Origin of the sequence: Kitasatospora purpeofusca (genome assembly GCF_034043715.1) — a bacterium.
Taxonomy (GTDB): Bacteria; Actinomycetota; Actinomycetes; order Streptomycetales; family Streptomycetaceae; genus Kitasatospora; species Kitasatospora purpeofusca_A.
The window spans coordinates 1-24,619 of the sequence record NZ_JAXCLC010000067.1; the positions used below are offsets into that span (position 1 = coordinate 1).

General features: G+C 74.2%; 19 protein-coding genes. 7 read left to right on the forward strand and 12 right to left on the reverse strand.

The window, feature by feature from the left end; genetic code table 11:
* Nucleotides 1–155 precede the first annotated feature (155 nt).
* A complete protein-coding gene (locus SM793_RS28290; RefSeq protein ID WP_320441130.1) occupies nt 156–608 on the reverse strand; it encodes an ATP-binding protein in 453 nt (150 codons plus the stop codon).
* 312 nt (nt 609–920) lie between these two features.
* On the reverse strand, nt 921–2,498 hold the full coding sequence (locus tag SM793_RS28295; protein ID WP_320441131.1) for a CehA/McbA family metallohydrolase: 1,578 nt from the start codon (nt 2,496–2,498) through the stop codon (nt 921–923).
* A 203-nt stretch (nt 2,499–2,701) separates the two neighbouring features.
* Between SM793_RS28295 and SM793_RS28300 the strand changes: the two genes are divergently transcribed.
* Nucleotides 2,702–3,694, forward strand: coding sequence for a polysaccharide deacetylase family protein (locus tag SM793_RS28300; protein WP_320441132.1), 993 nt, complete (start codon nt 2,702–2,704; stop codon nt 3,692–3,694).
* 86 nt (nt 3,695–3,780) lie between these two features.
* Here the strand turns inward: SM793_RS28300 and SM793_RS28305 are convergent, their stop codons facing one another.
* Complete coding sequence (locus SM793_RS28305) at nt 3,781–4,428, reverse strand: 4'-phosphopantetheinyl transferase family protein (protein ID WP_320441133.1); 648 nt, start codon at nt 4,426–4,428, stop codon at nt 3,781–3,783.
* A gap of 1,024 nt (nt 4,429–5,452) precedes the next feature.
* Nucleotides 5,453–5,710, reverse strand: coding sequence for a hypothetical protein (locus SM793_RS28310; RefSeq protein ID WP_320441134.1), 258 nt, complete (start codon nt 5,708–5,710; stop codon nt 5,453–5,455).
* Between the two features lie 130 nt (nt 5,711–5,840).
* Between SM793_RS28310 and SM793_RS28315 the strand changes: the two genes are divergently transcribed.
* Together SM793_RS28315 and SM793_RS28320 are read left to right on the forward strand one after the other, a co-directional pair.
* A complete protein-coding gene (locus SM793_RS28315) occupies nt 5,841–6,323 on the forward strand; it encodes a cysteine/serine endopeptidase inhibitor (RefSeq protein WP_320441135.1) in 483 nt (160 codons plus the stop codon).
* Between the two features lie 362 nt (nt 6,324–6,685).
* A complete protein-coding gene (locus tag SM793_RS28320; RefSeq protein ID WP_320441136.1) occupies nt 6,686–8,020 on the forward strand; it encodes an FAD-binding oxidoreductase in 1,335 nt (444 codons plus the stop codon).
* Nucleotides 8,021–8,254: 234 nt separating this feature from the next.
* On the opposite strand, the gene SM793_RS28325 is transcribed toward SM793_RS28320, so the two are convergent.
* Complete coding sequence (locus SM793_RS28325; protein ID WP_320441137.1) at nt 8,255–10,645, reverse strand: excinuclease ABC subunit UvrA; 2,391 nt, start codon at nt 10,643–10,645, stop codon at nt 8,255–8,257.
* A 181-nt stretch (nt 10,646–10,826) separates the two neighbouring features.
* On the opposite strand from SM793_RS28325, the gene SM793_RS28330 reads away from it, so the two are divergent.
* From SM793_RS28330 to SM793_RS28340, 3 genes are all read left to right on the forward strand, one after another.
* A complete protein-coding gene (locus SM793_RS28330) occupies nt 10,827–11,864 on the forward strand; it encodes a DUF6528 family protein (RefSeq protein WP_320441138.1) in 1,038 nt (345 codons plus the stop codon).
* Nucleotides 11,865–12,112: 248 nt separating this feature from the next.
* Complete coding sequence (locus tag SM793_RS28335; protein ID WP_320441139.1) at nt 12,113–12,418, forward strand: hypothetical protein; 306 nt, start codon at nt 12,113–12,115, stop codon at nt 12,416–12,418.
* Complete coding sequence (locus SM793_RS28340) at nt 12,415–13,011, forward strand: thioesterase family protein (RefSeq protein WP_320441140.1); 597 nt, start codon at nt 12,415–12,417, stop codon at nt 13,009–13,011. The genes SM793_RS28335 and SM793_RS28340 overlap by 4 nt, the downstream gene beginning before the upstream one ends.
* A 178-nt stretch (nt 13,012–13,189) precedes the next feature.
* On the opposite strand, the gene manA is transcribed toward SM793_RS28340, so the two are convergent.
* The 7 genes from manA to SM793_RS28375 all read right to left on the reverse strand — a co-directional run bounded on the left by manA (nt 13,190) and on the right by SM793_RS28375 (nt 23,162).
* The gene (manA, locus tag SM793_RS28345) at nt 13,190–14,416 is read right to left on the reverse strand and encodes a mannose-6-phosphate isomerase, class I (RefSeq protein ID WP_320441141.1); all 1,227 of its coding nucleotides are present in this window, start codon (nt 14,414–14,416) and stop codon (nt 13,190–13,192) included.
* A 79-nt stretch (nt 14,417–14,495) separates the two neighbouring features.
* The gene (locus tag SM793_RS28350; RefSeq protein WP_320441142.1) at nt 14,496–15,467 is read right to left on the reverse strand and encodes an ROK family protein; all 972 of its coding nucleotides are present in this window, start codon (nt 15,465–15,467) and stop codon (nt 14,496–14,498) included.
* Between the two features lie 138 nt (nt 15,468–15,605).
* Nucleotides 15,606–18,668, reverse strand: coding sequence for an alpha-mannosidase (locus tag SM793_RS28355; RefSeq protein WP_320441143.1), 3,063 nt, complete (start codon nt 18,666–18,668; stop codon nt 15,606–15,608).
* A gap of 1 nt (nt 18,669) precedes the next feature.
* On the reverse strand, nt 18,670–19,977 hold the full coding sequence (locus SM793_RS28360; RefSeq protein WP_320441144.1) for a glycosyl hydrolase: 1,308 nt from the start codon (nt 19,975–19,977) through the stop codon (nt 18,670–18,672).
* 107 nt (nt 19,978–20,084) lie between these two features.
* Complete coding sequence (locus SM793_RS28365; protein ID WP_320441145.1) at nt 20,085–20,933, reverse strand: carbohydrate ABC transporter permease; 849 nt, start codon at nt 20,931–20,933, stop codon at nt 20,085–20,087.
* A gap of 3 nt (nt 20,934–20,936) precedes the next feature.
* Nucleotides 20,937–21,809 (reverse strand): sugar ABC transporter permease, encoded by an 873-nt coding sequence (locus SM793_RS28370; RefSeq protein WP_320441146.1) that lies wholly within the window; start codon nt 21,807–21,809, stop codon nt 20,937–20,939.
* Between the two features lie 81 nt (nt 21,810–21,890).
* The gene (locus SM793_RS28375) at nt 21,891–23,162 is read right to left on the reverse strand and encodes an ABC transporter substrate-binding protein (protein WP_320441147.1); all 1,272 of its coding nucleotides are present in this window, start codon (nt 23,160–23,162) and stop codon (nt 21,891–21,893) included.
* 163 nt (nt 23,163–23,325) lie between these two features.
* On the opposite strand from SM793_RS28375, the gene SM793_RS28380 reads away from it, so the two are divergent.
* The gene (locus SM793_RS28380) at nt 23,326–24,402 is read left to right on the forward strand and encodes a LacI family DNA-binding transcriptional regulator (protein WP_320441148.1); all 1,077 of its coding nucleotides are present in this window, start codon (nt 23,326–23,328) and stop codon (nt 24,400–24,402) included.
* The last annotated feature ends 217 nt before the right edge of the window (nt 24,403–24,619 follow it).

Consider the following 24,619-nt stretch of genomic DNA (forward strand, 5'->3'; position numbering starts at 1 on the left):
GGGGGCGGGGCGGGCGCCGCCCCCCCCGGGCGCGGGGGGGCGGGCCCCCCCCCCCCCCCCCCCCCCCCCCGCCCCTCTTCCGTTCGCGGCCGCCGTTCGCCGCCGTTCCGTTCCGGCCGCCGCCGCCCCGGTCTCCCCCCGGGGCGGCGGCCGGCTCACCAGCCGAGCAGGTACGCCCCCCGGCGCAGCCCCGCCAGCACCGTGTCCGCCGTGGCCTCGGCCGCGTCCGCCGCCGGGCCCTCGGCCTGCGGCGCACCGTCGGCCGCGCCGTTTCCGGCCGTTCCCCCGTGGAGCACCACGTAGTGCAGCGCCGCGCCCGTGGCCCGGCTCTCCCGCCGGAAGGCGTCCAGCGCGGTCGGGGCGACCGATCCCTCCACCACCACCTGGTAGCCGCCCGAGGCGAAGGCGAAGGCCGCCTGGGCGGTGGCCGCCAGCGCGGTCGCGTTCTGCCGCCGCGCCTCCGGCCGGTCCGGGGTGACGAAGCCCTGCCGGACCGCCCGCCGGAAGTCCTCCGCGCGCAGGTGGACGCTGGGGAAGAGCGCGTCCGCGACCAGGGGGGCCACCGCGCCGCTCCCGGCACCGGCGGCCGGGTCGGAGAGGACGACCACGCAGCCCGCCCCCCGTCCGCCTCCGAGCTCCGGCCCACCTATGGTCGTACGGTTCACAGCTGCTGATCCCTTCGCGGGCCGGGGACGGACGGGGCCGGAGCGGGACGGGCGGAACACGCGGGGGCCGGCCGGAGTCGGAACACGGGCCGGCCGAATCCGGCAAGGCGGACAGCCGACCGCCTCGTCCCTACGAGTGACTGCTGTCGAGGATCAACCTAGTCCACGGCGCGCCCCGGAGTCCTCCCCTCCCCGGACCTCCCGCCGTCCCCCGGCGGGCCCCGCCGTCCGTTCGGCCTCCCGCTGCGCCCACGCCTACGCCCGCTCCCGCGCCCGCAGCACGATCGGGTTGGTGAGCGCGGCCATCGGGCCCCAGGGGAGGTCCGGGCCCATCGCGTTGCCCCGGCCCGGGGTCCCGTCGGCCCTCGGGTGCCGCACCTCGGCCCGGACGAACGCGGCCAGCGAGGCCGTCGTCCGCCAGACCACCGTGCCCGCGCCGTCGGCGGGCAGCGACTCCTGGTGCAGCTGGCCCTCGTCGGTCAGGAACCGCACCGTGCCGTTCGGCACCCCGGAGACAACCAGCCGGATGTCCACCGGAGCGTCCCCGGGCACGGTCAGCTCCTCGCCGATCCCGGCCTGCCGGCCGTTCCCGGTCGCCGTGAACTCCAGCCGGACGGCCGCCGATTCGGCGAGCCAGCTGCGGCCGGCGCGCAGTCCGTCGAGGATGTCGTCCCGGGCGAGGTCCTCGGCGAGCACCACGGTGTGCGGTGAGCCGATCACCTGCGGGGCGCTGTGCGCGTCGCTGTTGCCGATCGCGGGCAGCCAGGAGCGCCCGTCGCGCAGCGCCACCGCCAGCTGGGCGTCCCAGCCGTCCACGGCCGACTCGTCGTCGTACGTCCACGGGCCGTTCCACACCTCGACGGCGTCGGCGTGCTCGTACCCGAACTTCCACTGGCAGGCGACGTACGGGCAGTACGGGTGCGCGGGCACCACCAGGCCGCCCTGCCGCCGGACCTGGCGGGCGAACCGGGGGAGGGCCTCGTCGCGGGAGCGGTAGCGCCAGTCGACGAACTCGCCCGGGTGCAGGCCCAGCGCCAGCCAGTGGCCGTTGCGGGTGGTGACCTCCTCGCCGAGCAGGATCAGCAGGTCCGGGCCGGCCGACGGGCCCCAGGCGCCGTGCGCGGAGGAGGTGTTGTGGTCGGTCGACACGATGAAGTCCAGCCCTGCCGCGCGTGCCCCGGCGGCCACCTCGGCGGGCTCGCGGCGCCCGTCGGAGTGCACCGTGTGCAGGTGGCAGTCGCCCCGGTACCAGGCCCGGCCGCGCCCCCGGGCGCGCTCCGGCGGGTAGGCGGGGCTGGACTCGCCGCCGGGCTCGCCGAACCGCAGCGTGACGTCGACCTGGTACTCCAGCCCCTGCGGCGCCACTTGGTACGGCCCCAGGACGACGTTCCAGCGCCCAGGGCGGACCGGCCCCGGCAGGTAGCCGGGGGTGGCCTGCTCCCGGCTCACCGTGAAGCCGGTCCGGAAGCCGCCCGACCAGCCGCGGAAGCCCCGGCCGCCGAGTTCGGTGCCGCGCTCGTCGAACAGCCCGATGTCGCAGGAGTTGCCGGGGGTGCCGGGCGGCACGGCCGGCTTGTCGTACCGGTAGGTGACGGCGAGTTCGCGGACGCCGGCCGGGACGTCGAAGGGCAGGTACACGAAGTCGGGTGCGCCGGTCGGCAGCTTCCCGGTCAGGGTGACCGTCCGTTCCTGCGGCGCGGCCGGGGCCGCGGCTCCCTCGGCGCGGGCGGTGCCCGCGCCCGCCACCACGGCGCCGAGCGCGCCCGCCGCGCCCGCGGCCAGGAGCCCGCGCCGGCCCGGCCGGGCCCTCTCCTCGTGCACGTCGTCCGCCATCGGGTGCCTCCGCTCTCGCCGGGGATGCTCGCGGCCCGTACCTACCCGCTGTCCGCTCGCCCGGGTGAACCCCCGGTGAGCCGGGCCCCACCACCGGGCGGCGGTCCCGTGAAGGCGGACCCGGGTTGCGCCGGGGGGCGGGTCGGGCCCTGAATAGGAAGTAGTCAGATCATCTGACAGTCGGGCAGATTCGGAGCGCATTGATGTCACTCAGTCGGCGGACCCTCCTGGTGGCCGCGGCCGGCACCACCCTGGCCGCCTGCGCGCCGACGACGAGCCCCGCGCCGCCCGTCCCCACCGCACCGCCCGTCCCCACTGCGGCGCCCGTTCCCACTGCGGCGCCTGTCCCCACCGCGGCGCCCGTTCCCACCGCGGCGCCGGTGGCCCCCACACCGACCCCGACCGCCACGCCCACGCCCACCGCCGGGGCCACCGCCGAGGTCCCTGCCCCCGCGCCCGCCCCCGCCGCCCCCGCCCCCGCAGCCGTCCCCAGCCGCGCGCTCGTCACCGCGCGCTACGCCGACGCCGCCCCCGCCGCCTGGGGCCTCGACGTCCCCGGAGTGCTCACCGCCCTCCCCAGGTCGGCCGCCCCCGCCATCGCCCTCACCTTCGACGCCTGCGGCGGCCCCGGCGGCTCCGGCTACGACGCCGCCCTCGTCGAGACCCTCCGCACCCACGGCGTCCCCGCCACCCTGTTCCTGAACGCCCGCTGGATCGAGGCCAACCCCGCCGCCTTCGAGAGCCTCGCCGCCGACCCGCTGTTCGAGATCGCCAACCACGGCACCGCCCACCGCCCCCTCTCCGTCACCGGCCGCTCGGCCTACGGCATCGCCGGCACCCGCGACCCCGGCGAGGTCCACGACGAGATCGCGGGCAACCTCGCCAAGCTCACCGCCCTGCTCGGCCACCCCCCGGCGTTCTTCCGCTCCGGCACCGCCCACTACGACGACGTGGCCACCCGGATCGCCGCCGACCTCGGCCAGCGGATCGCCGGTTTCAGCACCAACGCCGACGGCGGCGCCACCCTCCCCGCCGCCCAGGTCCGCCGGGAACTCCTCGACGCCGCCCCGGGCGCCATCGTCATCGCCCACATGAACCACCCCACCGCCGGCACCGGCCCGGGCCTGGCCACCGCCCTCCCCACCCTCCTCGCGGCCGGCCGGACCTTCACCCGCCTCTCCGACGCCTTCCGCTGACCCCTTCCGCTGCCCGCGTCGCACCGGAGAAATCCCGGTCCCGGACCTTCGGAACGAGCCCCAGGCGTGCTGTTCAGGCGTGCCGTTCAGGCGTGCTGTCCCGTGAGGACGGTGATCGCGGTGGCCAGGTGGTCCTCGTGGACGCGCCAGCGGCCGTCCAGGGTGGGGAGCGGGGAGGGGACGAGGAGGGTGGCGGTGAAGGTGCCGTCCGGGCGGAGAGTGAGGTCGGCCTCGGAGAAGTCGAGGAAGGTGCGGGTGAGCGGGAACCAGGTCTTGTAGACGGATTCCTTGGCGCTGAAGAGGATGCGGTCCCAGGGGGTGCCGGGGTGGGCGGCGGAGAGGGCGGTGTCGCGTTCCCGCTCGGCGGGCAGGGCGATGGCCTCGAGGACGCCCTCGGGGAGGGGGAGTGCGGGTTCGGCGTCGATACCGAGGGAGAGCACGTCCCCGGAGCGGGCCACGGCGGCGGCGCGGAAGCCGGCGCAGTGGGTGAGGGAGCCGACGACGCCCTCGGGCCACCCCGGGGCGCCGCGCAGTCCGGGGACCAGGGGGCGGTAGGGGACGCCGAGGCGGCCGAGGGCGAGCCGGGCGCAGTGGCGGACGGTGGTGAACTCGCGGCGGCGGGACTCGACGGCGCGGGCGACGGCCGCTGCCTCCTCGGGCTCGAGGCGGGCCTCGGGCGGGTCGGAGTAGGCGGTCTCGACGACGACGGACGCGGGCAGGAGTGCGCTGATCACTGTTCCCCCGGACAGGACGGACGACAAAGAGGCTGAGCAGTCGGAGGATAACCCGATGATCGGGTTGGCGATCGGCTATTCGAAGGCGGCGGCGGCCTCCCTCAGGGCGCGGCGGCATGGTGGGGCACGACGGGGCGGGGTGCGACGGAGGGCGCACGGGTGCCGCGGTGCGGAAGGACGGCCGGAGTGCGGCCGGAGTGCGGCCGGAGAATCAGCGGGTGAGCGTCCCGCGACAACAACAACAGCGGCGGCGGGCCGGGGCGACACGGTGAACGGTGCGGGTGATCATCGGCCCTCCTTCCGCTCTCTCGGGGCGCTGCGACGGGTGCTGCGACCGGGCTCGGCGCTCATCGTGCTGAAGCCCGCGGCTCCCTGTCAATCACCCGTTCCGCCTGCTGGGAAGGGGTGTTGCGGCCGTATGACGCCGCGTTGCGGGAGACGTTCGGGTGATGACGAGGCTGCTGCGAGGGCGTGTTCCCGCCTGTCGGGGGCGTGTCGGGAGGACTGACTCTCGCAGCGGAAATAACCGAGGCAGCCGAAGGGCCCGCCCGGAGTGTGTCCGGACGGGCCCGAGTGAGGCGAGGGGCGCCGGTGGTGGTGTCACAGAAGTAGACGACGGCCTGGTGGCTGCTCACATACGCCTGGCCGGCCGCGTGGCAGGAGGCGGCGGTCGGGTAGATGCCGACGTAGGTGTAGGTGGCGGCCTGGGCGCTCGGGGCCGCGAACAGGGCGCTGCCCGCCATGATTCCGGCCACGGCCACGCTGGAGAAGGCCTTGCGAAGCGACATGAGTGGTCTTCCTCCCATTGGTGAGCGCCGGGTCCGTGCCCCTGCGCTTCGCCGAGGAGCCTCCTCCGAATGCGAACGCCGGGCAATGGTAGAGACCAATTCCGACCGGAATCCGTGTGGTGTTTCTGTGACGGTGCAGGTCACGGGCTCGCCTGACAGGCTGACGATCATCTTCCGGACAGTTCTTGCACTGTCCGGCACCTGACAGGCGGCCGTCGACGGCTCGCCTCCCGCCCCTATGCCCCCATCAGTCGGGCGAAGTCCAGGCCGAGGCTGCCGAGTACGGGGAGCGCGCCGAGGTCGGTGACGGCGCCGACCGGGATGCTGTAGCCCTGGTTGACCTCCCGGGGCTTCGGCGCGGCGGCGGCCGGGCCGGTCAGGGTGCCGGTCAGCACGGCGGCGAGGGCGGCGAGCAGGGCGAAGGTGCGCAACGGGGCCTCCGAGAACGCGGGAACGGGCGTCCTGCTGAACGCGCGGGAGAGTCGTGCGGTCACGCATCGTCCCCCCGTCGGCCGAGCGGGTAAAGCCCCGCCGCTTGTGTTCATGACAACGTGTCAGATGTCTGTACCAGCTGTGGATGCTCTGCCTACTGTCCTTTCCAACCACCGAACTGGGAGGGCACACATGCGAGTTGTCCTGAACCTCCGGATCCTGGCGGGCGTCCCGCTGGCCGCCGCCGCGCTGGTCGCGCTCACCGCCGGTACCGCGAGCGCCGCGATACCGATCAACAAGCCCATGACCGGCAAGGCCACCTACTACAACGACGCCGGCTACGGCGCCTGCGGCACCCAGATCAACGCCGGCAACCAGCTGCTGGTCGCCGTCTCGCACACCTGGTGGACCAGCGCCAACCCCAACAACGACCCGCTCTGCAAGGGCATCTCGGTCAAGGTCAGCTACCAGGGCAAGACCGTCACCGTGCCGGTCAGGGACAAGTGTCCGTCCTGCGACTCCAGCCACATCGACCTCAGCCAGCCGGCCTTCGCCCGGTTCGCGCCCCTCGGCCAGGGCGTGATCAACGGCCTCACCTGGCAGTTCGTCAAGACCGGATTCGCCGGTGCGAGCATCCCGCTCACCGAGCCGGTCACCGGCTCGACCATCGGCTGAACCGGCACCGCCGCCGCCCGCACCCGCCGCCGCCCGCACCCGCCGCGCTCCCACTGCCGGCGGGTGCGGACGGCCCTCGCCCGCGCCCGCGACACCGCCTTCGACGTGCGCTGCGCCGCCCCCGGGCCCTAGGAGGACGAGCCGGGCCGCCGGGATCCTCGAACGCCTCCTGGTCTGACAGGGTGCAGCGAGGGGGCACCGGATCCTTCCAGGCTGGCGCTGGTTCGCACCCGGGCGGCAGGCGTACCGTCCGGGAAACTGTCGGCGCGAGGTGGAGGTCGGGTTCCGTGGGATCCGGTGGCACGGGTGTGAACGGCACGGGTGTGAACGGCGGAGTGTCATTCTGGTGGGGCCGGCTCGGGATGCCCGAGACCCGGCCCGCACTGCCCGGCAACCGGGAGGTCGACGTCTGCGTGGTCGGCGGCGGCTACACCGGCCTGTGGACGGCCTACTACCTCAAGAAGGCCGATCCGGGCCTGCGGATCGCCGTCCTGGAACAGCGCTTCTGCGGCTACGGCGCCTCGGGGCGCAACGGCGGCTGGCTGTACAACGGCTTCGCCGGCCGCGGCGCCTTCGCCCGCCGCTACGGGCAGGAGCGCGCCGCCGCGATGCAGCGGGTGATGGACCGGGCGGTCGGCGAGGTCGCCGACACCCTCGCCGCCGAGGACATCGACGCCGACCTGGTGCGCGGCGGCGTCCTGGAGGTCGCCCGCACCCCCGCCCAACTGGCCCGGCTGCGCGACTTCACCGAGGCCGAACGCGCCTACGGCGCCGACCGCGTCCAGGCGCTCGACGCCGAGGAGGCCGCGCACCGCCTGAACGTCGCCGGCACCCTCGGCGCCGTCTGGAGCCCCCACGGCGCCCGCGTCCAGCCCGCCAAGCTCGCCGCCGGCCTCGCCGACGTGGTCGAACGGCTCGGTGTCGAACTCTACGAGGGCACCCCGGTGACCGCGATCCGCGGCGGCCGCAAGGCCCGGGCCGTCACCCCGCACGGCACCGTCACCGCCCGGTACGTGCTGCGCGCCACCGAGGGCTTCACCTCGGGCCTCGCGGGCGAACGCCGCACCTGGCTGCCGATGAACTCGGCGATGATCGCCACCGAACCGCTCCCGCCCTCCTTCTGGGAGGAGATCGGCTGGGAGGGCCGCGAGGTGCTCGGCGACTTCGCCCACGCCTACATGTACGCGCAGCGCACCGCCGACGACCGGATCGCCCTCGGCGGGCGCGGCGTCCCCTACCGCTTCGGCTCCCGCACCGACACCGACGGCGCCACCCAGCCCGCGACCGTCCGCCAACTGCGTGAGATCCTGCACGAGTTCTTCCCCGCCGCCCGCACCGCCAGGATCGAGCACGCCTGGGCCGGGGTCCTCGGCGTGCCCCGCGACTGGTGCGCCACCGTCGACCTGGACCGCCGCACCGGCCTGGGCTGGGCCGGCGGCTACGTCGGCAGCGGCGTCACCACCACCAACCTGGCCGGCCGCACCCTGCGCGACCTCGTCCTCGGCCACGACACCGAACTCATCCGGCTGCCCTGGGTCGGCCACAGCGTCCGCCGCTGGGAGCCCGAACCTTTCCGCTGGCTCGGCGTCCACGCCCTCTACGCCGCCTATCACACCGCCGACCGCCAGGAAGCCACCCGCCGCCGCCCCACCACCTCCCCCCTCGCCCGCCTCGCCGACACCATCGCCCGCAGGTAGCGCAGAAGGACGACACCCGACCCCGCCACCACGCCGCCGCCGCCCGCCCGGCAGCCCTGCTACGGGCTAAAGCAAATAGACCTGCTGCCACTCCAAGGAGGTCATGGTCAGCGCGGCCTCGGCGAGTCGGCGGGCCGACGCGCAGCCTGGTCACCGGCCTGCTCCACCGTCTCGGTGGGGCGGATGCCCCCCCGGGCCGGCCGGGTGGTGCGGCCGGCCCCGGGGAGGGCGGGGTCAGGCGCCCACGTAGGAGGCCAGGTGTTGGGCGGTGAGGGTGGAGCGGGCGGCGACGAGGGCGGCGGGGGTGCCTTCGAAGACGATGCGGCCGCCGTCGTGGCCGGCGCCGGGGCCGAGGTCGATGATCCAGTCCGCGTGGGCCATGACGGCCTGGTGGTGCTCGACCACGATGACGGACTTGCCGGAGTCGACCAGGCGGTCCAGCAGGCCGAGCAGCTGCTCGACGTCGGCGAGGTGCAGGCCGGTGGTCGGCTCGTCGAGGACGTAGATGCCGCCCTTGTCGCCCATGTGGGTGGCGAGCTTGAGGCGCTGCCGCTCGCCGCCGGAGAGGGTGGTGAGGGGCTGGCCGAGGCTGACGTAGCCGAGGCCGACGTCGGCCAGGCGGGTGAGGATGCGGTGGGCCGCGGGGGTGCGGGCCTCGCCGGCGGCGAAGAAGGCCTCCGCCTCCGTCACCGGCATCGCCAGGACCTCGCTGATGTCCTTGCCGCCGAAGTGGTACTCCAGCACCGAGGCGTCGAAGCGCCGCCCCTCGCAGTCCTCGCAGGTGGTGGCCACGCCGGCCATCATCGCGAGGTCGGTGTAGACGACGCCGGCGCCGTTGCAGGTCGGGCAGGCACCCTCGGAGTTCGGGCTGAACAGGGCCGGCTTCACCCCGTTGGCCTTCGCGAAGGCCTTCCGGATCGGCTCCAGCAGACCGGTGTAGGTGGCCGGGTTGCTGCGCCGGGAGCCGCGGATCGGGCTCTGGTCGACCGACACCACGTCCTCGCCGGGCGGGACCGAGCCGTGCACCAGGGAGCTCTTGCCGGAGCCGGCCACACCCGTGACGACGACCAGGACACCCAGCGGAATGTCGACGTCGACCCCGCGCAGGTTGTGGGCGGTGGCGCCGCGGATCGGCAGCTTGCCGGTCGGGGGGCGGACGGTCGACTTCACCGCCGCCCGGTCGTCCAGGTGACGGCCGGTCACCGTGCCGGCCGCGCGCAGGCCCGCCAGCGGGCCCTCGTAGCAGACCGTGCCGCCGGCCGAGCCCGCGCCCGGGCCGAGGTCCACCACATGGTCGGCGATCGCGATCACCTCGGGCTTGTGCTCCACCACCAGCACCGTGTTGCCCTTGTCCCGGAGCTGGAGCAGCAGGCCGTTCATCCGCTGGATGTCGTGCGGGTGCAGACCGGTGCTGGGCTCGTCGAAGACATAGGTGACGTCGGTGAGCGAGGAGCCGAGGTGGCGGATCATCTTGACCCGCTGCGCCTCGCCGCCCGACAGGGTGCCGGCCGGCCGCTCCAGCGAGAGGTAGCCGAGGCCGATCTCCACGAAGGAGTCCAGGGTCTGCCGGAGCGCGGCCAGCAGCGGCGCCACCGAGGGCTCGTCCAGGCCGCGCACCCACTGCGCGAGGTCGCTGATCTGCATCGCGCAGGCGTCGGCGATGCTGATGCCGCCGATCTTCGACGAGCGGGCGGCCGCCGTGAGCCGGGTGCCCCCGCAGTCGGGGCAGGCGGTGAAGGTGACCGCGCGGTCCACGAACGCCCGGACGTGCGGCTGCATCGCCTCCCGGTCCTTGGCCAGCATGGACTTCTGGACCTTGGGGATCAGCCCCTCGTAGGTGAGGTTGATGCCGTTGACCTTCACCTTGGTCGGCTCGCGGTGCAGGAAGTCCCGCAGCTCCCGCTCGCTGTAGTCGCGGATCGGCTTGTCCGGGTCGAGGAAGCCGGAGCCGGCGTAGATCCTGGTCATCCAGCCGTCACCGGTGAAGCCGGGGACGGTGATCGCGCCCTCCGAGAGCGACTTGGAGTCGTCGTAGAGCTGGCTGAGGTCGATGTCCGAGACCGAGCCCCGGCCCTCGCAGCGCGGGCACATGCCGCCGGTGACGCTGAAACTGCGCGCCTCCTTGACGGTCTTCCCGGCGCGCTCGACGGTGACCGCGCCGGCCCCGCTGATCGAGGCGACGTTGAAGGAGAAGGCCTTGGCCGAGCCGATGTGCGGCAGCCCCAGCCGGCTGAACAGGATCCGCAGCATCGCGTTGGTGTCGGTGGCGGTGCCGACGGTGGAGCGCGGATCGGCGCCCATCCGCTGCTGGTCGACGATGATCGCGGTGGTCAGGCCGTCGAGCACGTCCACGTCGGGCCGGGCCACGGACGGCATGAAGCCCTGGACGAAGGCGCTGTAGGTCTCGTTGATCAGCCGCTGGGACTCGGCGGCGACGGTGTCGAACACCAGGGAGCTCTTGCCCGAGCCGGAGACGCCCGTGAACACCGTGAGCCGGCGCTTGGGGATCTCGATACTGACGTCCTTGAGGTTGTTCTCCCGCGCGCCGTGTACGCGGATCAGGTCGTGACTGTCGGCGGCGTGCGGCTCGGATGCCTGCGCGCCGGTGCTCCTGGCCGTGCTCATCGTGTCTCCGGTTCCTCTCGCGATGCCCTCGGTTCCGATCCAACCACCCGGGTACGACAAGCGGTGTTTAGGCCGGTCGGCGCCCGTGCGCTGGCGGCGGGCGGGGGCGCGCCGCACGGTGGTGGCGGGAGTCGGCCAGTGGGAGTCGGCCAGCGGGAGCCGGACAGCGGGAGGCGGCCAGGTGCGGGCGAGGCGGGCGAGGCGGGCATGGCGGGTGTGGCGGGCGGCGGCGGGTGCGGCAGCCCTCGTCCTGGGGATCGGCGCGGCCCCGGCCGAGGCCGCCGGACTGCGGCCCACCTGGACGGTGGCCGTGGTCGACCAGGCCTCCCGCCGGGTGCTGGTGCTCGGCGCCGACCGGCCGGCCGCGCTGTCCGCCCTCGCGGGACCGGCCGGGTCGGACGCCGGACGCGGGGTGGACCGGCGGCCGGTGCTCTGGTCGTGGTCCGCGGACGCCGCCCCCGACCTGGCCGACCTCGACCCGGGCCGGACCTGGGCGCTGCCGGACGAGGCCAAGAGCCGGGTCAGGCAGGGCCGTCGCTTCCTGGTCACCACCGCCTCCGGCGGGCTGGCGGCCGTCGTCGACACCACGACCGGCGCCACCGTCTGGGCCGTCGACACCGGATCGGCCAACCCGCACAGCGCCGAACTGCTCCCGGACGGCAATGTCGCCGTCGCCGCCTCGGGCGGCGGCTGGGTCCGGCTGTACGCGGCCTCGCTGGGTCCGCGCAGCACCGCGTACGCCGAGTACCGGCTGCCGGGCGCGCACGGCGTCCAGTGGGACGCGCGCTCCCGGCGGCTCTGGGCGCTCGGGGACGGCACCCTGACGGCCTTGCGGGTGGGCGGCACGGTGGCCGCGCCGACGCTCACCGCCGACCGGTCGGTGCCGCTGCCCGAGCGCGGCGGCCACGACCTGGCCCCGGTGCTGGCCTCGCCGGGCCGGTTCTGGGTGAGCACGGCGGCGCACCTGTGGCGGTTCGACCCATCGGCGGACCGCTTCACCCGGGTCCGGTTGGCGGACGAACGGGCCGAGCGGGACATCAAGAGCGTGGGCGACGAGCCCGGCAGCGGGCGGCTGCTCACGGCCGCCCCGGACCACGCGGGCCCGTGCGCCTGGTGCACCTCGGTGCTCACCCTGCACCGCCCGGACGGCGTCCGGTACCTGCCCGGCGCCCAGCTCTACAAGGCGCGCTGGTGGACCAGTTGGGGGAGCGGGGCATGACCGGCCGGCCGGGGGCCGGTCCGGAGCGGGGGGCCGAACGGGCTGGCATTCGGTGGATGCGGCTGATTTTATGCAACGTCAAACTACTCCAATGGTGGTCAGTTTCCGCTCCTGTTCCGAATACCTCCCGGTAGCGCCCCGGGCTGGGATAGCGTCCATGGCGCCGGGGGGAACACGGACCCGCTCGCCGGGTTCACACATCCAGGAACGCGCATCCAGAAATGCCGTAACCGTTTAGGGAGAGAACTGTGCGCAATTTCGTTTCCGAATCCAGGTCCGAGAACGTCGACGAACTGCGGCTCGCGGTCGACTCGCTCGCGGCCTTCCCGGCCGGCGGCGCGGCCGGCGGGGCGGACGTCCCCGACCGCCTCGCGGCGGTCGCCGAGCTGTGCCGGGCGGTCGACGGCGTGCTCGACAGCCTGGTCGTCCGGGCCGCGGCCGAGGCCGCCGAGGAGGGCTGGACCGCCGCCCGGATGGCCTCCGAGCACGCTGTCTACTACGCGCGGTTGCAGCGGGCACTGCTGCCCACCGGTGCCGCGGCCGAACACCGGTGAGCGCGGCACGGAACCACGAGGCGGACGCCAACGCGCACGTCCTGGCCTGCCCCACCCGGTGGAGCGACGTCGATGAGAACGGGCACATCAACAACGCCCGGCTGGTCTCCTACGTGCAGGAGGGAATTTACGACCTCTTCTGCCACCACTCGACCGCGGTACGGGAATCCCTGTTTCCCTCGGGATTCCTGATCGCCCGGCACGAGATCGATTATCTGGAACAGCTGCACCACGGGCCGGAGCCATTGCTGGTACGGCTGACGGTGGAACGGCTCGGACGCAGTTCCGCGCATGTCGTGGTGAATGTGTGCCGTGACCCGCACACCTTTATGCGGGCGCGGACCGTGGTGGTCGCCCGGGACCGGGCCTCCGGCCGCTCCCGTACGCTCAGCCCGCCGGAGCGGCGGTTCCTCTCCGGTTTCCTGGCCGACGAGGCGGCCGTCGCGGCGCCGCCCCGGCCGGGTGTGAAGTCCCCGCGCGGGGCCCTGGTCGCCGCCTCCGCCGGACACCACCAGCCCCGCCGGCGCCTGCCCGGCCTGAGTGCGCTGACCCGGAGCGTCCCCGTGGGGTCGTACCGGCACCGCGCGCGCTGACCCTTCGGTAGGCCGGGCCGGCCGACGCCCGGCACAGGAAGTCGACTGGGGCTTCTTCCTGTGCGGGGGCGGACGGGCGGACGGATGCGACGACGGTGGGAACGACGGAAGCAACGACGGTAGGAACGACGGAAGCAACGACGGCTGGAAGGGCGGCTGGAACGACCGGGCGGCCGCGTCAGCCGACGGTCGCGCGGTGGAGCTCCGCGCCCGGGCCGTCGAGCCGGACCGGGACGGTGGTGGGCGGCAGGTAGGCGGAGCCGCCCCGGGCGAGGCGCAGGGCCGAGCCGTCGGGGGCGGACAGCCGGGCCTCGCCGGCGGTGCACAGCAGGATCTGCGGGGCGTCCGCGCGGTCGATCCGCACGCCGGGGTCGGCGAGGCGGAGCCGGGAGAGGCGGAACTCGGCCGCGAGGGAGGGGAAGCGGGCCTCCGCGGGATCGCCGCCGGCCGCGGGTGCGGCGGTCAGGACGACCGGTTCGACGGCCTCGGGGACGGTCACCGCGAGCAGTCCCGGAACGTCGATGTACTTGGCGGTCAGACCGCAGCGCAGCACGTTGTCCGAGTTGGCCATCAGCTCGACGCCCAGGCCGTGGAGGTAGGCGTGCGGCACGCCGGCGTCCAGGTGCAGGGCCTGGCCGGGCCGCAGTCGGACGTGGTTCAGCAGCAGCGCGGCGAGCAGGCCCGGATCGCCGGGGTAGTCGCGGGCGGCGCGGGCGTAGGCCGTGCAGGCGGCGGCGAAGGGGCCGCCGGACACCGCGATCCGCTCCAGCGCGGCGGTGACCTCCGTGAGCACGGCAGTATCCGCCGGACCACCCGTACCGCCGCCGCCGAGGGCCTGCCGGAGCAGGGCGGGGAGCACCTCCGCGGCGGGCCGCGCGCGCAGCGTCGAAGCCCAGCCGGCCAGGGCCGGGACCGCCAGCCGGTCCAGCAGCGCGGCCGTGGCGGCGGTCGGGCGGAAGCCGCACAGGGCCTCGAAGTCGCCCAGCGCGCACAGCAGTTCCGGCTTGTGTCCACGATCCTTGTAGACTCGCTCCGGGGCGTCCGGCGGGACCCCGAGCGCCTCCTCGGCGGCGAATCCGGCCTCGGCCTGGGCCCGGGTCGGGTGGACCTGGAGGGACAGCGCCCGTTCGGCGGCCAGCACCTTGAACAGGAACGGCAGCCGGGGGCCGAACCGCCGGACGGTGGCCGCCCCGAGCAGCTCCTCCGGGGCCTCGGCGATCAGTTCGTCCAGCGGGCGCGGCCCGTGCCCGTCGTCGAGCAGGGACGGCGCGGACGGGTGGGCGCCCAGCCACAGTTCGGCCTGCGGTGCGCCGGTGGGCGCGGTACCGGTCAGCGCGGGGATCGCGGTGACCGAACCCCAGGCGTACGGGCGCACCGGGTTGGTGAGCGGGGCGAACAGCGGCATGCGGACGTCTCCCGGGGGTGGTGGCGGGGATGGGTCGGGGACGGGCGGCGCGGCTGCTCAGCGGCTGCTCAGCGGCTGCTCAGCGGCAGAGCGCGGCGGCGCCGATCAGCCCGGCGTCGTTCCCCAGCTCGGCCCGGCGCACGTCCAGCCCGCGCACGTACGGCAGTGCCGCGTAGCGGTCCAGATGCCGGGCGAGCGGCTCGAACAGCACCGGCCCGGCCGCCGCCACCCCGCCGCCGACCACCACCCGCCGCAGGTCGGCCAGGGTGGCGGTGGCGGCGATCCCGGCCGCCAGCGCCTGCGCCGCCCGGTCGAAGGCGGCCAGCGCCACCGGGTGCCCGGCCAGTGCGTCCTCGGCCACCGCGCGCGCCGAGCGGTCCCCGCCCCGGGGCTCCCAGCCCTCGGCGAGCGCCCGCCGGGCGATGGCGGTGCCGCTGGCGATGTTCTCCAGGCAGCCGTAAGAGCCGCACGGGCACCGCTCGCCGTCCAGGTCCACGGTGATGTGGCCGAGGTGGCCGGCGTTGCCGCTCGGACCGGGGTGCACCGCGCCGTTCAGCACCAGGCCCGCGCCGACCCCGGTGGAGACCACCAGGCAGAGCGCGTTCCCGGCGCCCCGGGCGGCGCCGCGCCAGTGCTCCGCGGCGGCCATCGCGACCCCGTCCCCGGCCAGCGCGACCGGGCGGCCGGCCACGGCGGGGTGGGCGGCGACCTCGGCGGTGAGCGGGAACTCCCGCCAGCCGGGGATGTTGACGGGGCTGACCGTGCCGCCGGCGAGGTCCACCGGTCCGGCACTGCCGATGCCGACGGCGGTGACCGCCGCCCAGTCGGGGGCGGCGGCGAGGTGGTCCAGCACCCGGTGCACCACGGCCAGCACCTCGGCGCCGGACTCCTTCGCCGGGGTCGGCAGCTGGACGCGGTGGGCGAGCGTCCCGGCGGAGTCGACGAGCGCCCCGGCGATCTTGGTGCCGCCGATGTCGACGGCGGCCCACACCGGACCGGCGACGAGCGGGCCGACGGGGAGCGGGGTGGTGGACGGCGACGGCGCGGTCATGGCGGAGGGCTCCGGTGGGGTGTTCGCACGGACGGACGGGCATCCGGCCCGCCGCTCCCGGAGGAACCGGGGCGGTGGGCCGGACAGCACGACGTGGACAGCACGACGTGGACAGGACGACACCGACAGCAAACAGGATCAGCCCGCCGGCGTCAGCCGCAGGGTCACCAGCTCGAACGGCCGCAGCGCCAGCCGCACCCCGTCGCCGTCCGCCACGACCTCGCCGCGGGTGCCGTCCCACGGCCGTTCCAGCAGGTCGCAGGGGACCGCGGCGGCCAGCGCGAAGGACGTCGCCAGCCGCCCCCGGGCCCGGCCGCCACCGGACTCGTAGACCCGCACCACCAGGTCGCCGCTGCCGTCGTCGGCCAGCTTGACGGCGCTCACCACCAGCGAGTCCTGGTCCAGCTCGACCAGCGGCCGCACCGCCTCCGCCGAGCCGGTCACCCGGCGCTCGGGCAGTCCGACCGCGTAGCCCTCGCGGACCGCGTCGCCGATCTCCGCGCCCGGCACCAGCGCGTGCCGGAACCGGTGCAGGCCCTGGTCGGTGCGCGGGTCGGGGAAGCGCGGCGCGCGCAGCAGCGAGAACCGGACCGTGGTGGTGGTGCCGCCGTCCGTCGGGCGGACCGCCCGGGTCACGTCGTGCCCGTAGGTCGAGGGGGTGACCAGCGCGACGCCCCAGCCCGGCTCGGCCAGATGCACGAAGCGGTGGTTGCAGGCCTCGAACTTGGCCGCGTCCCAGCTGGTGTTGGTGTGCGTGGGCCGGAACTGGTGGCCGAACTGGGTCTCGGCCGCGTACCGCTCGGTGTGCACGTCCAGCGGGAAGGCGACCTTCAGGAACTTCTCCACCTCGTGCCAGTCGACCTCGGTGTCGATGTCCAGCCGCCCCGAGCCCGCGCGCAGGGTCAGCGTCTGGGTCACCGTGGAGGAGCCGAACGAGCGGGCGACCCGTACCGCGACCTCCGCCGGGCCCTCGGCGTGCACCGCGACCTCGTCGGCCCCGACCAGGTCGGTGACGGTGTTCCGGTAGAACTGGTCGACGTCCCAGGCGTCCCACATGTTCGGGAAGTCGGGGTGCAACTGGAGCAGGTTCGCCCGGGCGCCCGGGGCGACGGCCTCCCGGCCGCTCGCCGCGTCCACCGCCGACACCACCAGGCCGTCGCCGTCCACCACGACCCGCAGCAGCCCGTTGTCGAGGACGAAGCCGCCGCCCTCGCGCGCGGCCACCACGCAGTCGCCCGGACCGGCCGCCGCCACCGCCGCGCCGGCCGCCACCGCCGCGCCGCCCGCCGGCACCGCCGACCGCCCGTGCGGAGCACCGTTGAACACCAGCTCGCGCCCGCCCGCCGGATCGCCCGCCAGGGCCTGCTGGGCGGCGCCGATCAGCTCCTCCAGCTCGGCCGCCAGGCCCGCGTACGTCGCCTCCGCCTCCCGGTGCACCCAGGCGATCGAGGAGCCCGGCAGGATGTCGTGGAACTGGTGCAGCAGCACGGTCTTCCAGATCCGGTCCAGCCGCTCGTACGGGTAGGCCAGGCCGGTGCGCAAAGCCGCTGTGGCGCACCAGAGTTCGGCCTCCCGCAGCAGGTTCTCGCTGCGCCGGTTGCCCTGCTTGGTGCGGGCCTGGCTGGTCAGGGTGGCCCGGTGCAGCTCCAGGTACAGCTCGCCCACCCAGACCGGTGGCTCCGGGTACTCGGCCTCGGCCTTGGCGAAGAACTCGGCCGGCCGCTCCCAGCGCACCGTGGCCGAGCCCTCCAGATCGCGCAGCCTCGCGGCCTTGCCGACCATCTCGCGGGTGGTGCCGCCGCCGCCGTCGCCCCAGCCGGTCGGCGCCAGCGAGTGCCGGGCCACCCCCTTGTCCTTGAAGTTCCGGGCCGCGTGGGCGATCTCGGAGCCCTTCATGGAGCAGTTGTAGGTGTCCACGGGCGGGAAGTGGGTGAAGATCCGGGTGCCGTCGATGCCCTCCCACCGGAAGGTGTGGTGCGGGAACCTGTTGACCTGGCTCCACGAGATCTTCTGGGTCAGCAGCCACTTGGAGCCCGCGTTGCGGATGATCTGCGGCAGGCCGCCGGTGAAGCCGAAGGTGTCCGGCAGCCAGGCCTCCTCGTTCTCGATCCCGAACTCGGCGAGGAAGAACCGCTTGCCGTGCACGAACTGACGGGCCATCGCCTCCGAGGAGGGCATATTGGTGTCCGACTCCACCCACATGCCGCCGGCCGGGACGAAGCGGCCGTCCGCCACCGCCTTCTTCACCCGGGCGTACACCTCCGGGCGGTGCTCCTTGATCCAGGCGAACTGCTGCGCCTGGGACATGGTGTAGAGGAAGTCCGGTTCGTCCTCCAGCAGCGCGGTCATATTGGCGGCGGTCCGGGCGACCTTGCGGACCGTCTCCCGCAGCGGCCACAGCCAGGCCGAGTCGATGTGCGCGTGGCCGATCGCGCCGATCCGGTGCGCGGACGGCGCGGCGGGCGCGGCCAGCACCCCGGCCAGGTGCGAACGGGCGTCCTCCGCCGTGCCGTTGACGTCCTGGAGGTCGATCGCGTCGAGGGCCCGCTCGACCGCGCGCAGCAGCTCCCAGCGGCGGGCGCCGTCCACCGGCAGCTCGGCCATCAGCTCGCCGAGCACCTCCAGGTCCAGCACCAGCTGCCACACCGTCTCGTCGAAGACCGCGAGGTCCATCCGCGCCAGCCGGTACTGCGGCTTGTCCCCGGCGGTCTCCCGGTCGCCCAACTCGGTGGGCAGGAAAGGGTGGTAGTCCAGGATGACCGGATTGGCGGCGGCCTCGACATGCAGCAGCACCGGCTCGCCGCCGACCGCCGGGGCGGCGATCCGCACCCACTGGTTCTGCGGGTTGAGGCCCTTCACCGGGGTGCCGTCGGGGCGGTACACCAGGCCCTCGCACTGGAAGCCGGGCATATTGGCGTCGAAGCCGAGGTCGATCAGCGCCTCCACGGTCCGTCCGGCCCAGGACTCGGGCACCGTCCCGGAGACGGTGATCCAACTGGTGCTCCACGGCGCGCCCCAGGCGTCCCCGACCGCGATCGGCGAACGCGGCGCGGCCAGGCCCTCGGCGACCGGGACGGGCTCGCCCGGCGCGGTCCAGACCGAGACGGCCAGCGGGACGGACTCGGGGTACACCGCCGGGCGGACGCGCTCCTCCAGGACGCGCTTGAGGCGGGCTTCGACGAGCGTGCGGTCATCGTGCATGTCAGCGGACTCCGTTGGGCGACTGGGCGAGGGGGAGGGAGGGTCGGCGGGGTTCGTCCGGGTGGACGAGCTCGGTGATGCCCCGGGCGGCGAGGTGGGCGGCGTCGCCGGCGCGCTCGGCCAGTACCGCGGTCGGCCGGGCGCCGTCCGCGGCCAGCCGCATGAAGGTCTCGAACACCGCGCCGCCGGGACCGCAGACCGAGCGGCCCGGCGCGGTCACCTCGTCCCCGGCGGCGACCACCACGGCGGTGCGGCGCGGCGCGGGCGCCCGCCACTCGGCGCGCGCGGCGGCGACGGCCTCGGCCAGCCGCTGCCCGGCCGGCTTGACCTGCCGCTCGCAGGTCAGCAGGCCGAGGCTGTACTCCAGCTCCGGGAAGTCCGCCAGCGAGCGGTCCACGTCGTGCGAGCACCACCAGGTGACGCCCCAGAGGTCGGGGCAGTCCAGCACCGCGGCCACGGTCGCGCCGGTGAACCGGGCGGCGTCCGCGGCGGTGATGTGCGGGGCCGGGGCGCCGACCTCCTGGAGCCAGACCGGGCGGTGCGGGTCCCCGGCCCAGGCCTTGGACAGCTCCACCAGGTAGGCGGCGTGCTGGTCGCTCGCGGTGGAACGGGCGCCGTAGCGCTGCGCGGTGCCGTTGAACACCCAGGAGTGCACGGCGGTGGCCGCGCCGATCCGGGCCGAGTGCCAGGGCGTGAACGGATGTCCGTCGAGGTACCAGGCGGCGTCGTAGGAGGCGTGCAGGTGCAGCCGGCCGGGCGCGCCCCGCTCGCAGGCGTCGACCATTCGGCGGAGCCAGGCGCCGGCCTGTTCGGAGGTGGCCCGGTGCGGGTCGGGGTGCGGCTCGCCGGAGAACTGGTTGACCTCGTTGCCGACCGTCATGCCGAGGAAGTTGGGGCGTTCGGCGAGGGCGGCGGCGAGGGTGCGCAGATAGGCGGCCTGGCCGTCGACCACGTCCGGGTCGGTGAACATGTTCCGGCGGTGCCAGGTCCGGATCCAGGCCGGTTCGAAGTCGAAGCTGGACAGGTGGCCCTGGAGGCCGTCCACGGCGACGTCGAGCCCGCGCTCCCCGGCCGCGTCCACCAAACCCACGAGCTGCTCGACGGCGCGTGGGCGGATCAGGGTCCGGTTGGGCTGGAACAGCGGCCAGAGCGGGAACACCCGGACGTGGTCGAGACCGAGCGCGGCGACCGAGTCGAGGTCGGCGCGGACGGCGTCGAGGTCGAAGTCGAGCCAGTGGTGGAACCAGCCGGCGGTGGGCGTGTAGTTGACGCCGAAGCGCGGGGCGGTGGTCCGCGGAGCGGTGGTCATGGTCGGTGGCTCCCTGGGAGGAGGAACGGCGGTGCGTCCGGTGCGTCCGGTGCGGCGCGGTGCGGCGCGGTGCGGTGCGCCCGGTGCGGTGCGGTCCGGTGCGGGGTTCAGCCCTTCACGGCACCCTCCTCCACTCCCTTGAAGAAGAAGCGCTGGCACACCGCGAACACCACCACGATCGGCAGGAAGGCGATCATGGTGCCGGCCGCGATCAGCCGGGGGTTGGCGCTGAAAGTGCCGTTGAGGTACTGGAGACCCACCGTCAGGGTGTACTTCTGCGGGTCGTTGAGCACGATCAGCGGCCAGAGGAAGTCGTCCCAGGCGCCGATGAAGGTGAAGATCACGATCACGCTGAGCATGCCGCGCACGTTCGGCAGGCCGATGTGCCACAGCCGCTGGCGGACGTTGGCGCCGTCCACCAGCGCCGCCTGCTCCAGCTCGGGCGGGACGGCGGCGAAGGCGGTGCGCATCAGCAGCACATTGAGCATGGACAGCGCGCCGGGCAGGGCGACGCCGGTCAGGGTGTCGGCCAGGCCGAGGCTGCGCACGGTGACGTACTGGGACACGATGGTCGCCTCGCCGGGCAGCACCAGGGTGGCCAGCAGCAGGCCGAACACCAGCCGGACGCCCCGGAAGCGCAGCTTGGCGAGCGCGTAGCCGGCCAGGGTGCAGCCGACCACGTTGCCGAGGATCGCGATGGCCGCGACCACCAGCGAGTTCGCGGCGTACGTCCAGACCGGGATGGTGTCGGCGACCTTGAGGTAGTTGTCGACGGTGGGGTGGTCCGGGAGGAAGTGCGGGGTGGCGGACCAGACGTCCTCGGTCGGGCCCTTGAGGGAGGTGGAGAGCTGCCACAGGAACGGCCCGACGACCAGCAGCAGGACGAGCAGGAGCAGCAGGTAGCGCAGCGCGGTCTCGACGGGGGAGGGGGTGTTGAAGCTGCGGGAGCGCCTCACGGGTCAGGCCGCCTTCCGGTTGAGGCGCGTCAGCAGCAGCATCGGGCCGAGGGTGATCAGGAACAGCAGCAGGCTGAGCGCCGAGGCGTAGCCGAGGTGGCCGGTGAAGCCGCGGCTGTACATCTGGATCAGCATCACCACCGACATGTCCCGGCCGCCCGGGCCGCCGGTGCCGTTGGAGAGCACGTACAGCTCGGAGAACACCCGCAGTGAGGAGACCGAGATCAGCACCGAGACCAGCACCATGGTGGGCCGCACCCCCGGCAGGGTGACGTGCAGGAACCGGCGCAGCGTGCCCGCACCGTCGACGGCGGCGGCCTCGTGCAGCTCCCGGCCGACGTTGGCCAGCGCCGACAGGTAGATGACCATGTAGTAGCCGAGGCCCTTCCAGGTGGTCAGGGCGATCGCGCTGAGCAGCAGCAGCCAGCGGTCGGTGAGGAAGGGGACCGGCGAGTCGGCGAGGCCGGTCTGCCGCAGTACGCCGTTGACCAGCCCGCGGTCGTTCAGGGCCCAGCCCCAGATCAGGGCGACCACGACGGCGGAGGCGACGACGGGGGTGTAGAAGGCGGTGCGGAAGAAGGTGATGCCGGGCAGTCTGCGCTGGACCAGCAGGGCCAGCAGCAGCGGCAGCACGGTCAGCAGCGGCAGGCAGATCAGCAGGTAGATCACGGAGTTGAGCAGGGCGTCGGCCAACTGTTCGTCGCTGAAAGCGCGTTGGTAGTTGTCGAGGCCGGTGAACCGCCCGCCGCCCAGGGGCTTGGCGTTGGTGAACGACAGGATCACCGTGTTGGCGGCGGGCCAGAGGTTGAAGACGGCCAGCCAGATCAGTGCGGGCCCGGCGAGCAGCCAGGGGGTGAACCAGCGCCGGTGGGTCATGCCGTGCCTTCCTGGGGCGGGGGTCGCGGGTCGTCCCGGTGGGCGGCGGCTCCGTGGGGGCGGGGCCGCCGCCCCAGGGTCCTAGCCCTTGAGGAGCTGGTTGCACCGCTCGACGGCGGTGTCCAGGGCCTGCTTGGAGCTGGTGTCGCCGCTGATCGCGAGGGTGAACTGCTGCTTGACGATGGTGCTCATCGCGTCGTCCACCTGGACCGGCTGGAGCATCTTCGCCCTGGCCAGCGAGGTGAAGGCGACGACCTTGGCGTCGCCGGCGTTGCTTCCGTCCGACGTGCTGAACAGCGGGTCGTTCGCGGAGGCCTTGGTGGAGGGGAAGATGCTGGTCAGCCGGGAGAAGGCGGCCTGGTTCTCCGGGCTGGTGACCCAGCGGGCCAGGGCCACCGCGGCGGCCGGGTTCTTGGTGTTCTTGGGCACGGACACGCCCTGGACGTAGAGCGGCGGGGTGCCCATCGACGGGGAGGAGACGATCTTCGGGGCCAGGGTGGGGTTGTCGGTGGCGACGGAGGTGATGAAGTTCGCCCCGGCGGTCGTCCAGGCCGCGGTGCCGGCGGTGAAGAGCTTGGAGTTGCCGGCGTAGGTGTCGGTCAGGACGTCGTTCGGCAGCAGCCCCTCCTTGAACGCGGCGCGGTACTTGTCCAGTACGGCCGCGGCCGCGGGGGTGTTGAAGGTGAACGACCTGCCGTCCGCGGCCATCACCTCGACGCCCGCGTCGACCAGGTCGCCGAGGCCGGGCTTGCGGCTCATCAGGTAGACCGAGCCGCCGGCCTTCTCCTTGAAGGTCCGCGCCTGGGCGATGAGTTCGTCCAGGGTGGTGGGGAGCTTCTTCGGGTCCAGGCCGTACTTGGCCAGCAGTTCGGCGTTCCAGTAGTTGACGTCGGTGTTGAGGTACCAGGGGTAGCCGAAGGTGCCGCCGAGGCCCGCGAACCGGTAGGCGTCCAGGCCGCCGGCCACGTACTCCTCGGCGACCTTCGGGTCGGCCTTGGCGACGTCCAGCAGCAGGCCCTGCTTCGCCAGCGGGAGGGCGAAGTCCGGGGGGAGGTTGACCACGTCGGGCAGGGTGCCGGCGGCGGCCTGGCTGAGCACCTTGTCGGAGTAGCCGTCGCCCGGCTGGTCCAGCCAGTCGACCTCGACGCCCGGGTACTTCTGCTTGAAGCCGTCGATCACGCCCTGCACATAGGCGGTGAACTTCGGTTTCAGCGCCCAGGTCTGGAGCGAGACCCGGCCCTTGACCTCGCCGGTGGCGGCGGCGCTCGCCGCGCTGTCGCCGCTGCCGGAGCCGCCGTCGGAGCCGAGTCCGCAGCCTGTGGCCAGGGTCGCGGTGAGTACCGCCGTCGTCACTGCCGCCCGGATTCTACGCATGAGGGTTCTCCCGTGGTGGGTGGGGGAGGGGATGCATCGGGGATTGCGCGCGGTTTCGGAACCTGTCTTACTAAACCGGTCTAGCTGTTGCAGGGACTATGCTCCGGCCTAAACTTGGCTGTCAAGAGAGGAGTCGGAACCCGTGGGCAGACCGACCATCGCCGACATCGCCCGTCGGGCGGGCGTCTCCAAGGGCGCGGTGTCCTTCGCGCTCAACGGCCGCCCGGGGGTGAGCGAGGCGACCAGGGCCCGGATCCTCCAGGTCGCCGAGGAGATGAACTGGCGGCCGCACAGCGCCGCCCGCGCCCTCGGCGGGGCCAGGGCGGACGCGGTCGGACTGGTGATCGCCCGCCCGGCCAGGACCATCGGCGTCGAGCCGTTCTTCGGCCAACTGCTCTCCGGCCTCCAGGCGGTGCTGTCCGCGCACTCAGTCGCCCTGCACCTGATGGTGGTCGAGGACACCGCGGCCGAGATCGAGGTCTACCGCCGCTGGACCTCCGAGCACCGGGTCGACGGCTTCATCGTGGTCGACCTCCAGCTGCGCGACCCCAGGCTCGCCGTGCTGGACGCGCTCGGCCTGCCCGCGGTCGTGCTCGGCGGACCGGGGAAGGGCGCCGGGCCGCTGCGGATCTGGGCCGACGACCGCGAGGCGATGCTCTCCATCGTCGACTACCTGGCCGCCATCGGGCACCGGCGGATCGCCCACCTGGCCGGGCTGCCGCACTTCCAGCACACCCAGCGGCGGATCCGCGCGCTGCGCGACGCCTCCCGCCGGCTCGGCCTGGAGGAGGCGCTCTCGGTGCCGACCGACTTCAGCGACGCGGAGGGCGCCGCCGCCACCCGCACCCTGCTCTCCCGGCCCCGGCGGCCCACCGCGATCGTCTACGACAGCGACGTGATGGCGGTGGCCGGCCTCGGCGTGGCGGGGGAGATGGGCGTCGCGGTGCCCGGGGAGCTGTCCATCGTCTCCTTCGACGACTCGGTGCTCGCCCGGATCGTGCACCCGCCGCTCACCGCGCTGAGCCGGGACACCTTCGCGCTCGGCGAGCAGGTGGCGCGCAGCCTGCTGGCGGTGATCGACGACGCGGGGCCCGGCCGTGACCTGCAGATGCCGACCCCGCGGCTGACCGTGCGCGAGTCCACCTCGCCACCGGCCGGCGGTTCGCCCGCGGGGGCGAACTCCACCGGCACCGTTGACAGCGCCTCTGAACCGGTTTAGCCTCGCTGGCGCCGAGCGGGCCCCGCTCGGCGCAGCACCGCGGGGCCGGAGTCCGGCGAGGCGCCCGCGGCCGTCCGGCCGGCCCGTTCGCACCCGGGCCCGCACCGGTTCCACCGCGTCCGCGCGCCGCACCCGGCCCGGAGCCCGCGCCACCGCACCGCACCCGCCGCACCCGCCGTACTCGGCACACGCCGTACCCCGCACCCGCACACGCCGT

What these genes read in the sequence shown, in the direction of transcription:
- SM793_RS28370 (WP_320441146.1), bottom strand. Translation starts at nt 21,809, where the DNA reads ATGACCCACCGGCGCTGGTTCACCCCCTGGCTGCTCGCCGGGCCCGCA.
- SM793_RS28300 (WP_320441132.1), top strand. Translation starts at nt 2,702, where the DNA reads ATGTCACTCAGTCGGCGGACCCTCCTGGTGGCCGCGGCCGGCACCACC.
- SM793_RS28295 (WP_320441131.1), bottom strand. Translation starts at nt 2,498, where the DNA reads ATGGCGGACGACGTGCACGAGGAGAGGGCCCGGCCGGGCCGGCGCGGG.
- manA (WP_320441141.1), bottom strand. Translation starts at nt 14,416, where the DNA reads ATGCCGCTGTTCGCCCCGCTCACCAACCCGGTGCGCCCGTACGCCTGG.
- SM793_RS28320 (WP_320441136.1), top strand. Translation starts at nt 6,686, where the DNA reads ATGCCCGAGACCCGGCCCGCACTGCCCGGCAACCGGGAGGTCGACGTC.
- SM793_RS28360 (WP_320441144.1), bottom strand. Translation starts at nt 19,977, where the DNA reads ATGACCACCGCTCCGCGGACCACCGCCCCGCGCTTCGGCGTCAACTAC.
- SM793_RS28325 (WP_320441137.1), bottom strand. Translation starts at nt 10,645, where the DNA reads ATGAGCACGGCCAGGAGCACCGGCGCGCAGGCATCCGAGCCGCACGCC.
- SM793_RS28350 (WP_320441142.1), bottom strand. Translation starts at nt 15,467, where the DNA reads ATGACCGCGCCGTCGCCGTCCACCACCCCGCTCCCCGTCGGCCCGCTC.
- SM793_RS28315 (WP_320441135.1), top strand. Translation starts at nt 5,841, where the DNA reads ATGCGAGTTGTCCTGAACCTCCGGATCCTGGCGGGCGTCCCGCTGGCC.
- SM793_RS28355 (WP_320441143.1), bottom strand. Translation starts at nt 18,668, where the DNA reads ATGCACGATGACCGCACGCTCGTCGAAGCCCGCCTCAAGCGCGTCCTG.